This window comes from Streptococcus sp. 27098_8_103 (assembly GCF_041432345.1).
Lineage (GTDB): Bacteria > Bacillota > Bacilli > Lactobacillales > Streptococcaceae > Streptococcus > Streptococcus mitis_BV.
Genome location: NZ_JAPVZK010000004.1, coordinates 1 through 13,069, shown reverse-complemented (window position 1 = coordinate 13,069; position 13,069 = coordinate 1). Strand labels below are relative to the sequence as shown.

The following is a 13,069-nucleotide window of genomic DNA, read 5'->3' as shown; positions in this document are numbered from 1 at the left end:
ATGAGGCTATCTTTTTAGTTACAAAATAGATGGTTAACATTTTATTTTTAAAAATCGCAGTTAAAACTGCACAGCCTTCTTTAAATGTGCTATAATACAGGAAAAATAATGATGGAGGTCACGATAATGGCAACATTTTTGATGATTTTTGTGGTGGTTTGTGTGCTCCTATTGGTGATAGTCACACTGAGTACAGTTTATGTGGTTCGTCAGCAGTCGGTGGCGATTATTGAACGCTTTGGGAAATACCAAAAGGTTGCCAATAGCGGTATTCATATTCGCTTGCCTTTTGGGATTGACTCGATTGCAGCGCGGATTCAGTTGCGCTTGTTGCAAAGCGATATTGTGGTTGAGACTAAAACCAAGGATAATGTGTTTGTTATGATGAATGTAGCGACTCAGTACCGTGTTAATGAGCAGAGCGTGACAGATGCCTACTATAAACTCATGCGTCCAGAATCTCAGATTAAATCTTATATCGAAGATGCTCTTCGCTCTTCTGTTCCCAAATTAACCTTGGATGAATTGTTTGAGAAAAAAGATGAGATTGCCCTTGAAGTTCAACACCAAGTAGCAGAAGAAATGACTACTTACGGTTATATTATCGTGAAAACCTTGATTACTAAGGTCGAACCAGATGCAGAAGTTAAGCAATCCATGAATGAAATCAATGCGGCGCAACGTAAGCGGGTCGCAGCGCAAGAATTGGCGGAAGCAGACAAGATTAAAATCGTCACTGCAGCTGAAGCAGAAGCAGAAAAAGACCGCCTTCATGGTGTGGGGATTGCCCAACAACGTAAAGCGATTGTGGATGGATTAGCAGAGTCTATCACAGAACTCAAGGAAGCCAATGTTGGTATGACAGAAGAGCAAATCATGTCCATTCTTTTGACCAACCAGTATTTGGATACCTTGAATACCTTTGCCTCTAAAGGCAATCAAACGATCTTTTTACCAAATACGCCAAATGGTGTGGATGATATCCGTACACAAATCTTGTCAGCCCTTCGTGCTGAGAAGAAATAATAGACTAAAGAGCCTGGAGTCAGGCTCTTTTTGTATTACCCTTGTAGCTTTGAGGATTAAAATCCTCCTCCACAAATTATAGAATCTTTTCTGAGTATTTAGGGAGTGATGGAGGAAGTGTTGAAAGCGCTTTTGTTTTGTGATATAGTCAAATTGATAGACTTGTTTAAAGAGGAATGCTTGTATGAGAAGAGAAGAAGTTTTGCGAAATCACTGGTTTTTTAGCCAAGAGGTGGGGAAAGAAGAGGCCTTGGCGCCGGATTTTCATAGAGAAAATTGGCAGGCTATTCAAGTGCCACATGACTGGAGTATTTACAATGATTTTGACCAGTATTCGCCAGCGCAAAATGAGGGTGGTCAGTTAAATGGTGGTCAAGCCTGGTATCGGACACAGTTTTACTTGGAAGAAGATGCCAGTCTTGTATCGGTGCGTTTGTTGTTTGATGGAGTTTACATGAATGCCCAAGTCTATATCAACGGGCAAGTGCTGGGCTATTATCCCAGTGGCTATACGCCCTTTTCTTATGATATCACGCCTTATCTAAGAAATGATGGGACGGCCAACCAGCTTGCGGTTTTTGTGGAAAATCAGCAACCTAGCAGTCGTTGGTACTCTGGTAGCGGTATTTACCGAGAAGTAAAATTATTGATTACAGATTCGGTGCATCTGGATTTATATGGGATTAAGATAGAAAGTCCCAAGCTAAAGGAACAAAGGCAATCTTGGGTGGAAACCCAGCTTGAAAGCAAGGTTTCAAATGATGGGCCTCAGTCCGTGTCGGTGTATTTGGAACAGAGTATCTGGTATGATGGCCAACAGCTGTCAGACTGGCAGGCGACAGACTCTATAGTGATTGAGTCTGGGGACAAACATCATTTCCAACAAGCAATATCAATTTTTCAACCCTTGCTTTGGGATATTGCTTCCCCTCACCTTTACCAATTGAAGACTCGTCTTTACAAAAATGGCATTTTGGTTAATGAAGAAGAAGAGACCTTTGGTTACCGCTATATGGATTGGCAAGCGGATAAGGGTTTCTTTCTAAATGGTCGCTGGTTGAAGATTCATGGGGTTTGTTTGCACCATGACTACGGAGCATTGGGAGCTGTGGAAAACAAGTCAGCTGCTGAGAGATGCTTGCGCCAGATGAAGGAAATGGGGGTCAATGCGATTCGAATCACCCATAATCCAGGCAGTAGCATCTTGCTGGATCTGTCTGCCAAAATGGGCTTACTCATCCAAGAAGAAGCCTTTGATACCTGGTATGGAGGCAAGAAAGAATATGACTATGGTCGCTTTTTTGAGGAAGAAGCGACTCATCCAGAAGCGAAAACAGGCGATTTCTGGTCAGATTATGATTTGCGCACCATGATTGAGCGTGGTAAGAACAATCCAGCGATTTTTATGTGGTCCTTGGGAAATGAAGTCAGTGAAGCAAATGGAGATGCTCATTCATTGAAGACGATCAAACGCTTGCTAGAAAGGGTTAAGGAGGTTGATGATAGCCGTTTTGTGACCATGGGAATGGATCAGTTCCGCTTTGGAGATGGGTCTGGAGGTCATGAAAAGATAGCCAATTTGCTGGATGTGGTGGGCTTGAATTACTCGGAAGACAATATTGACGGGATTCGCAAAAGACATCCCAAGTGGCGACTTTACGGGTCTGAAACCTCATCGGCTACAAGGACGCGTGATAGTTATTTTCGCCCAGCTAAGGAATGGGTTGGGGATAATCGCCGCGTGCGGAATTTTGAACAGTCAGACTATGGCAATGATCGGGTTCCTTGGGGGAAGACAGCGACGGCTTCTTGGACAGTAGATAGAAATCGGCTAGACTATGCGGGTCAGTTTATCTGGACAGGAGTGGATTATATCGGTGAGCCGACTCCTTGGCACAATCAAAACGACACGCCTGTAAAGAGTTCCTATTTTGGGATCGTGGACACGGCAGGGATTCCTAAAAATGACTATTACCTCTATCAAAGTCAGTGGTTGGACCTAGATCAGCATCCCATGGTTCATATCTTACCTCACTGGAATTGGGAAATCCACAAGAGTTATCAACAAGTTGTGGATAAGTATGGGGATATCCCTGTTCGAGTGTATTCAAATGCTGGTTCTGTAGAGCTATTTCTAAATGGAAAATCTCAAGGTAGGAAGAATTTTCAGGAAAAATGGACTTCAGATGGTAGAAAATACCAAGAGGGACAAGGTTCTGACCAACTCTATCTCGAATGGCGTTTGGCTTATCAACCGGGAGAATTGTGTGCTGTGGCTTATGACCGTCAAGGTCAGCTTGTGGCAGAAGATAGGGTGGTGACTGCAGGTAAGCCTGCTAAGATTGGGCTTCATGCCGAGAAAACAAAACTGGAGCCAGATGGGCAAGACCTCCTTTATCTCTATTTTGATGTATTGGACAAGGATGGAAATTGGGTGCCGACTGCTTCCAATCAGTTTCATTTTGAAATTGAAGGCCCTGCTCGTATTGTAGGTGTGGATAATGGTAGGCAGGCCAGTCGTGAACGTTACAAGGCTCAGAAAAATGGTCGGTTTAAGAGGAAAGCCTTCCATGGCAGAGGTGTCCTCTTAGTTCAGAGCTTGGAGCAGGTAGGTCAAGTGAGAGTAAAGGCCAGTGCCAGAGGTCTAGAGCCAGCAAGTTTTGATTTCCTAGTGGGAGAGGCTTTGGCTTGCCAACCATTGAAAACTAAGCGCTTATTTGAGATTCGAGTGGACAAGAAGGCAGGTTTACAAGAAGGGGATTCCCCAGCCATTGGACTTTATCCACAAACTGTGGATAACCCTGTGAACAAGGTGGGGAATAGTGAAGTGATTTGGGAGACGAGTGGTAGTGCCCAGGCCATTATTAAGCAGGGAGTGCTTCATTGCTTGTCTGCAGGCGACTTGGTTATCAGTGCTATTTATCAAGGGAAAACCTATCAAACTCATTTGCAGGTCACAGAAAATACCTCACTAGGGCAGGCAGTTTCTGTACGACCACTTCGCTTGTATACAGCTAAGGGAACTTATCCACAGCTGCCATCTTCAGTTTTGGTGGACTATGAGCTCGGGAGTGCAAAACGAGTCAAGGTTGTTTGGGAGGCAATATCCGAAGAAGATATGGCAAGCTTTCATGAGTTTACGGTATCTGGTCAGCTAGAGGGTTTGGATTTAAAGGCTTCTGCTCAGGTTTGTGTCCAAGGGATTTCCGCTATTGAACCTGAAAGGGTTTGGACGCTTGTCAAGGAAGTCCCACATTTACCAGACCGAGTCAAGCTAGTCTTATCAGATGGCAGACGAGATACAGCCAAGGTGACTTGGGATGAACTCGATCCTCAAATCTATACTCAGGTAGGAGAATGCGTTCTCACAGGGCAGGTAGCGGGCTGTGAGTTGCCAGCAATAGTCACCATTCATGTGACAGGTGCCAGTGTAGATGGGGAAGTTATTTCCAATCAGTGGACAGGGTCTAACCTGCCTCTGGTCTTTGCTTCTCACTCAGAGCCGAATCACCCAGCCTCATATCTCAATGACAAGGTCATTGCTCGGAAGAAATCGACAGCCAATACTTGGATTACCAAGTCAGAGCAAGCCAGCGTGGGCATGCTTTTTGGAGATGCAGGGATTTTAAAACCGCGATTTGTGGATAACGTGACCTTGTATTATGTTGAAAATCAAGAATACGTGGCGATGGAGCCTACTTTTATTGATTATTATGTAGGGAATGAGCCTAGCTTACCTCGAACTCCCAACCATTTGGATAAGGATTCCCTGCTCAAGCAAGAGGAGAATTGGCGCCCTGTATCAGCTATCCGAAAAGTTTCAAGCGACAAGGATGAAGAGCTTCGTTTTGAATTTGATAAGGTAGAGACTTATGCCCTTCGTCTTGGATTTGAAAACTTGACAAGCCCTCTAGCGTTAACAGAGTTGCAAGTACATGCCAAAAAAGTTAAGAAAAATGTAGATAGGAAATAGTATGGTAAGAGAAATAAAACCGCATGGGCCCTTGCCTAGTCAGGCCCAGCTAGCTTATTTAGAGGATGAACTAGCAGCCTTTATCCATTTTGGACCCAATACTTTTTATGATCAGGAATGGGGGACGGGTCAGGAGGATCCTGAACGCTTTAACCCGACAAGGTTAGATGCGCGTGAGTGGGTTCGCGTGCTCAAGGAAACGGGCTTTAAAAAGTTGATTTTGGTGGTCAAGCACCACGACGGCTTTGTCCTCTATCCGACAGCTCATACAGATTATTCGGTCAAGAGCAGTCCTTGGAGGAATGGAGAGGGGGACTTACTCCTTGAAGTATCCCAAGCTGCCACAGAGTTTGATATGGATATGGGGGTCTACCTATCGCCGTGGGACGCCCACAGTCCCCTCTATCATGTGGACCGAGAAGCGGACTATAATTCCTATTATCTGGCTCAGCTGAAGGAGATTTTATCAAATCCTGCCTATGGAAATGGAGGGAAATTTGCTGAGGTCTGGATGGATGGTGCCAGAGGAGAGGGCGCTCAAAAGGTCAATTATGAATTTGAAAAATGGTTTGAAACCATTCGTGACCTGCAGGGAGATTGCTTAATTTTTTCAACAGAAGGCACCAGTATCCGCTGGATTGGCAATGAACGAGGGTATGCAGGTGATCCACTGTGGCAAAAGGTGAATCCTGATAAACTAGGAACAGAAGCAGAGCTGGACTATCTTCAGCACGGAGATCCCTCGGGTACGATTTTTTCAATTGGAGAGGCAGATGTCTCTATTCGGCCGGGTTGGTTTTACCATGAAGGGCAGGATCCTAAGTCTCTTGAGGAGTTGGTCGAAATCTATTTTCACTCAGTGGGGAGAGGAACCCCGCTCCTACTTAATATTCCGCCGAATCAAGCTGGGCTATTTGATGCAAAGGATATTGAACGCCTCTATGAATTTGCGACCTATCGCAATGAGCTCTATAAAGAAGATTTGGCTCTGGGAGCTAAGGTATCTGGTCCTGCTCTTTCCGCAGACTTTGCCTGTCACCATTTGACAGATGGCCTTAAGACCAGCTCTTGGGCAAGCGATGCAGGCTTGCCAATCCAGTTAGAACTCGACTTAGGATCACCTAAAACTTTTGATGTGATTGAGTTAAGAGAAGATTTGAAGCTAGGGCAACGAATCGCTGCTTTTCATGTGCAAGTAGAGGTGGATGGCGTCTGGCAAGAATTTGGTAAGGGCTTTACAGTTGGTTATAAGCGTCTCTTGCGAGGTTCGCTAGTAGAGGCACAGAAGGTGCGCGTGATGATTACCGAGGTACAATCTATGCCTGTATTGACCAAGATTTCACTCTATAAGACTCCGAGGTTATCACAAACAGTAGCTGTTCAGGGGTTAGCTTTTGCAGAAAAAAGTCTAGCTGTGACAAAGGGAGAGACTCTTCATTTTAGGATTGAACGTAGCGAAAGTAATACTCCTTTGGAGGCTAAGATTTCGATTCAACCAGGGACAGGTGTCCATGGTGTCGCCTATCAGGACGAGATTCAAATCCTTCAATTCCAAGCAGGGGAATGCAAAAAAGATTTGCATCTACCAACCCTGTATTTTGCTGCTGATAAGACCTTGGATTTCTATCTCAATTTGACTGTTGATGGACAGTTGATTGATCAAGCTCATATTTTAGTTGAAACGAGATAAAATATCTTCACAATTCATTTCCTTTCCGAATAAATAGATAGAACCATCGAATCTAGCAAAATTGGATTTAAAAATATGGTATAATAGAAGGAGGAAATGGATGACTTTAAGACATCCGGGCATCAGCCCAACCAATGATTTGGTAGCTAAGAAGATTTTTAGCAATCCAGAAATCACTTGTCAATTTATTCGCGATATGTTGGATTTACCTGCAAAAAATGTAACCATTTTGGAGGGAAGCAATATTCATGTACTACCTTCCATGCCGTACTCGGCGCAGGATTTCTATACTAGTATTGATGTCTTGGCGGAGTTGGATAATGGAACTCAAGTAATCATTGAGATTCAGGTGCATCATCAGAATTTTTTCATTAATCGTTTGTGGGCCTATTTGTGTAGTCAGGTCAATCAAAACCTAGAAAAAATTAGGCAACGTGAACGCAATACTCACCAGAGCTACAAGCACATCGCACCAGTATACGCCATTGCAATTGTGGATAGTAATTATTTCCAAGATGATTTGGCTTTTCATAGCTTTAGCATGAGAGAGGATACGACAGGTGAAGTTTTAACCATCACAAACAATGGACAAGAAAACCATCTAGTCAAGATGGCATTCTTGGAACTAAAAAAATACAGAGAAACCAGCAAAGATGAGGTTCGCAAGCCGTGGTTGGAGTTTTTCGGGAATAAACCCTTTACCCAGCAACCCGAGCGAGCTATTAGCCAGGCAGACCAACTGCTGGACTATAAGAGCTGGTCCGAGGAGGACAGGAAAATGTTTAGCCAACTACGTATGCGAGAAGAACAAGCCTTGTTAGCGCAGGACTATGCCTTGGAACAAGCTGAAGAAAAAGGATTAGAACGTGGGCGAGCTGAGGGTCTTGAACGAGGACGAGCAGAGGGAGTTGAACAAGGTCTAGAGCGTGGGAAAGTTGAAGGAAGGGAAGAAGGGAAACTTTTTGCATTTCTGGATATGGTACGCCAACATGTTCTAACTTCTGAATTTGCGAGTGAGCAATTAGGCATGAGCGCCACTGAGTTTGAAGAACTATTGAAAGACCATCAGCCAGGCAGATCAACTGCTAGACTACAAGAGCTGGTCCGAGGAGGACAGGAAGATGTTTAGTCAACTACGTATGTGAGAAGAACAAGCCATGTTAGCACAGGACTATGCCTTGGAAAGAGCCGAAGAAAAAGGGGTAGAACGTGGTAGAGCAGAAGGTATTGAACAAGGATTTGAACGAGGACGAGCAGAGGGTATCGAAGAGGGATTAAAAGTAGGTTTAGTAAATCTCGTTCGCCAAGTTCTCTTGCCTTCTGAAGTTGCAAGTCAGCAGTTAGGCATGACTGTCGCTGAGTTTGAGGCCTTGTTGTAAAATATAAATGAACATGTTATCGAACTAGATAGCATGTTTTGTTTTAGTCATTCTTCCGAACGATTTCTTTTTTATGGAGAAGAATATCTATTTTCATATATCAAACTTATTTATTTTAATAAATTTGAAAAATATATCCGCTGTTTTTCTGAACTGACCTAAATTTTTATATAAGATTGATTGGATAACATCATATATATTTATTTAAAAAAAGTAGAAAAAATGCAACTGAAAATTTTCTGAAAATTACCTACTTTCCCAAAACGCTTTTTTTTTTTTTGTAGAAATTCAAAGTCAAATGACTTGCATATATATTAAAAATAAAGTAGAATAGATAAGGTAATCATTCACGTTGGTAAAATCATTAGCCGTTACTTTCAGAAGCGGCTAATTTCGCGTGAATTTTTAAATTATACTTTTATAAAGGAGCCAATAATGGAAAACAAAAACTCTATGAGTCGTGTTGAGCGTTTGCACCGTGAAAAGGTGACTCGCTACTCTATTCGTAAATACAGCTTTGGTGCAGCTAGTGTAGCAGTTGCTGCTCTTTTCATGTTCTTAGGTAATGGGGCTGTATCGGCTGATATGACTGCTGTTCAAGCGCAAGACGAATCAGAACTTAAGGTTAAATCTAATAATGAAAATACTGAACTTCCTCAGGTCGACAAGGAGGTTACACAACCTGCAGAAAGCACTTCAGTAGCACAACCAATTGCAGAAGAGTCTACTGCTAAGCCAGCAGAGCCCGCAACTCCAGCTTTAGACAAAACGCAACTTGAAAGCTACATTAAAGAAATCGAAGCAAAACTTGCTAACGGTTCTTATGCTAATAAAACAGATGAATCTGTTGCAGTATTAAAAGCTGAACTAGAAACTGCAAAAACTACATTAGTGAATGCAACAAGTCAAGACGAGCTTACAAAAGCTTACAACAAACTTGTCACTACAGCTAACACTAAACTAAAAAACAAACCTGTAGAGAAAAAAGAAACTCCAGCAGTAGATACTACTAACGGAAAAGAAACTGTAGGTAAAACAGCAGAAAATACAGAAAAGAAATCTGATTCTAACTCTATCGAAAACACAGGTTCTAATGATCCACGTAACGGAAAAGAGATGGATAAAGACAATGCGTTACGTACAGAAACTGCAAAAACTGTAGATAATATTACATATACTACCGAGTTTTCGAATGATGCTACAAAAGAAATCTATGTTTATAACAAAGAAGAAGCTGATGTTAAATTTAAGATTGAGTCATCAACAAATAAAGTGACTTACGTTGAAATAACAAGAGGTTCTAATCAGAAATTTACTGCTGTAAATGATACAACAGTAACAGATGGATATGGATATAATTTCGATAAAATTAGTACAGAAACAGATACACCATTAACTGTAAGAATGACAGGTCAACCGAATGACACTATCATGGGTAATAAAAAATTCTATACAAAGACTGAAGATCAAAACTTTGCTATGGGTGAGCGTTACCTTCGTGTAACAGCAAAAGATGGTTCGACAATGTCAGCCGCAGGTAGTGGTGTAAATGCAGATGGATACTTCAAGATTGTTCTTAAATCTCAAACATACAAATACAATATTCAAGAACCGGCATCTAACGGAGAAAAAATTGGTGTTTCGAATATTGATAGCTTAACTGAAGCAGACATTGCTAAAATTAAAGCTCAGATTAAAATTGAACATTCTAAAACAAGCACAGATGCAAGATTAGAATCTAAAAAAGGACAACTTGTAGACAATCAAAACTCAATAGTGAAAAGTATTGACGTTGATACTACAAGTAAAAAAGTAGTAGTAACATATACTGATGATTCAACAGATGAAACTCCACTTTCAAATATTGCACGTACAAACGTTGCTCCAACGGTATCAATTCCATACTCAGTAGATGGTAAAAAAGATGTTTACGTATATGCGAACGAAGATATCGATATCGACATTAAATTTAATGATGATTCTGGGAAAGTCAAATCGGCAACTTTATTACAAGGTGGAAGTAGAACTTTACCACCAGTAGCTGCTTCTAATCCGAATGTTATCAACAATGAATTTAATACAACTTTCACAAAAATAGATAGTGAAACAGCGACACCTGCAAGTATTAAAATCACTGGTAAGCTTACTAAAGAAACTCCAGGACTAGATGCAAGTAAATTCCCTACAGACGAAAAAGGTGAGTATCCGATTATTACTCGTTATGCAACAGCTACTGATACAGATGATGCTAGTATTGTCAATGTAGCAAATGGAAGTTCTTATAATACAGATCCAGGTGGATTCAGAGTTGTCCTAAAAGCACAAGCTAAGAAATATGATATCGTTACGCCAACAGAAGAAGAGAAAGTGGCGGTAGCTAATCCAGAAGCAGTAACTGACGAAGAATTTGCAAAAATCAAAGCGAAATTAGAATATTCTAGAACGAATGAAGATAAAAATCTAGAATCTAAACGTGGCGAAGCAGTAGACAATACGGATAACAAAATTGCTACAATTACTAAAGATGGTAACAATATCGTAGCGACATATACAGATGGATCTAAAGATACAAGACCATTATCAGACTTCACTAAACTAGATAAACAACCTGCGATTAATGCAGTAAATACAGCAGCAACTGAGAAAATTGCAGCAATTAATGCTACTCCAAACGCTACTGATGAAGAAAAAGCAGCAGCAATTGCAAAAGTAAATGCAGACAAAGAGAAAGCATTAACAGCAATCAATGATGCTACGACAAAAGATGCATTAGACCAAGCGCAAAATAACGGTACAACTGCAATCGCAAATGATAACCCAGTAGTAGCTAAGAAAGCAGCAGCTAAAGCAGAGGTAGAAGCAGCACGTAAGGCTAAAGAAGACGCAATTAAAGCAAATCCAAACTTATCAGAAGCTGAAAAAACAGCAGCAATTGCTAAAGTTAATGAAGCAGCAACAGCAGCAACAGCGAAAATTGATGCTGCTACAACAGATACAGCAGTAGATACAGCTAAAACAGAAGCGACTACAGCAATTGGTGAAGTTAATCCAGTAGCAAAAGAAAATGCTAAAGAAGCAATTGCAAATGCATTAACAGCTAAAAATTCTGAAATCGACAAACGTACCGATTTAACAGATGCTGAGAAAACAGCAGCAAAAGCTGAAGCTCAAAAATTAGCAGATGCTGAATTAGCTAAAATCAACGCTCAACCTGATAATGCAGAAACTGCAGACGCAGCAACTGCAGCACAAAAAATCGTTGATGGTGCTGAAGATAAAGGTGTTGGTGATGTAACATCTGTAAACCCAGTAGCCAAAGAAGCAGCTAAAAAAGCAGTAGCGGATGAATTAGCTAAGAAAGAAGAGCAAATCGACGCTCGTACTGATTTAACAACAGAAGAGAAAGCAGCAGCTAAAGAAGAAGCAAAAGCTAAAGCGAAAGAAGCAACAGATGCAATTGATGCACAACCAGACAACGCAGATACACCAGAAAAAGCAGCTGAAGCTCAAAAAGCAGTAGATACAGCTAAGAAAACAGGTGTAGATGAGGTTGCAGCTGTAAATCCAGAAGCAGTAACTAAACCAGCAGCCAAGAAAGCAATCGATGATAAATTAGCTGAGCAATTGAAAGCAATTGAAAACACTCCAGATGCAACAGATGATGAGAAGAAAGTTGTAGCAGATGCGGCTAAAGCTCTAGCTGAAGAAGCTAAGAAAGAAATCGATAAAGCTGGAACAGATGCTGAAGTTAAAAAACTTCAAGAAGAAGCTGAAAAAGAAATCGAAAAATCTGTACCAGTTGTAGAAGATAAACCAAACGCTCGTAAAGCAATTGATGACGAAGCAACAGCTAAAAAAGCAGCAATCGATGCTCGTGACGACTTGACTCCTAAAGCTAAAGAAGATCTTAAAGCTCAAGTAGATAAGATTGCAGAACAAGCTAAAAAATCTGTAGATGCAGCGAAAACAGCAGAAGCTGTTAATGGAATTGAAGAGTCAGATAAAGCGGCTATTAAAGCTGTAGGTGAAGTGAATATTCCGGCTGATAAAGTTCTTGTAAATGATCCAAGTGCTTTGACAGATGCTGAAAAAGCTAAGGTGTTAGAAGCTGTTAAGAAAGTAAATCCAGATGCTAAAGAAATCACTCAAGATGCAGATGGAAATGTTACTGTTACAACTCCAGATGGTCACCAAGAAATCATCACTCCTGAGCAAGTAGTGAAAACTGCTGATACAGCAAATGATCCAAAAGCAGGAAACGACGTAGTTAAACCAGCTGATAAAGTAGTCGTAAATGATCCAGCTAAGTTGACAGATGCTGAGAAGGAGAAAATTAAAGCAGCAGTTGAAGCTGTAAATCCAAATTCAATTGTAGTAGTTGATGACAAAGGAAATGCTAAAGTTTCAACTCCAGATGGTCAAACACAAGTTATTCCTGTAGAAGACTTAGTACGTACTGTTGAAGATACTAAGAAACCAAATGCAGGTAACGATATCGTTAAACCAGCGGACAAAACTGTAGTTGCTAACCCAGATAAACTTACAGACGCTGAGAAGAAAGCGATTGAAGATAAGGTTAAAGCAGTCAACCCAGGTTCAACTGTAGTAGTAGACGATAAAGGAAACGCAACAGTAACAACACCAGAAGGAAAAACAGCGGTAATTCCAGCAACAGACTTAGTTAAATCACCAGAAGCTGCGACTAAACCAAAAGCAGGAAACGACATCGTTAAACCAGCAGATAAAACTGCAGTAACAAACCCAGAAAAACTTACAGATGCTGAGAAGAAAGCAATCGAAGACAAAGTTAAAGCAGTCAACCCAGGTTCAACTGTAGTAGTAGACGACAAAGGAAACGCAACAGTAACAACACCAGAAGGTAAGACAGCAGTAATTCCAGCAACAGACTTAGTTAAATCACCAGAAGCTGCAACTAAACCAAAAGCAGGAAACGACATCGTTAAACCAGCAGACAAAACTGCAGTAACAAACCCAGAAAAA

The 13,069-nt window shown here is 41.2% G+C and carries 5 protein-coding genes and 1 pseudogene; all 6 read left to right on the top strand.

What is annotated here, in order from left to right; genetic code table 11:
* Window positions 1-141 precede the first annotated feature (141 nt).
* On the top strand, window positions 142-1,026 hold the full coding sequence (locus tag O3599_RS01695) for an SPFH domain-containing protein (protein ID WP_004235732.1): 885 nt from the start codon (window positions 142-144) through the stop codon (window positions 1,024-1,026).
* A 184-nt stretch (window positions 1,027-1,210) separates the two neighbouring features.
* The gene (locus tag O3599_RS01690; protein ID WP_247939252.1) at window positions 1,211-4,999 is read left to right on the top strand and encodes a sugar-binding domain-containing protein; all 3,789 of its coding nucleotides are present in this window, start codon (window positions 1,211-1,213) and stop codon (window positions 4,997-4,999) included.
* Between the two features lies 1 nt (window position 5,000).
* Window positions 5,001-6,689, top strand: coding sequence for an alpha-L-fucosidase (locus tag O3599_RS01685; protein ID WP_261028098.1), 1,689 nt, complete (start codon window positions 5,001-5,003; stop codon window positions 6,687-6,689).
* 100 nt (window positions 6,690-6,789) lie between these two features.
* On the top strand, window positions 6,790-7,818 hold the full coding sequence (locus tag O3599_RS01680; RefSeq protein ID WP_371511789.1) for an Rpn family recombination-promoting nuclease/putative transposase: 1,029 nt from the start codon (window positions 6,790-6,792) through the stop codon (window positions 7,816-7,818).
* Window positions 7,754-8,068 (top strand): annotated as a pseudogene (locus tag O3599_RS01675) (hypothetical protein); the annotation flags it as partial. The gene O3599_RS01680 and the pseudogene O3599_RS01675, both read left to right, overlap by 65 nt.
* 435 nt (window positions 8,069-8,503) lie before the next feature.
* The coding region (locus tag O3599_RS01670) for a DUF1542 domain-containing protein (RefSeq protein ID WP_371511787.1) at window positions 8,504-13,069 on the top strand (4,566 nt) is incomplete at its 3' end.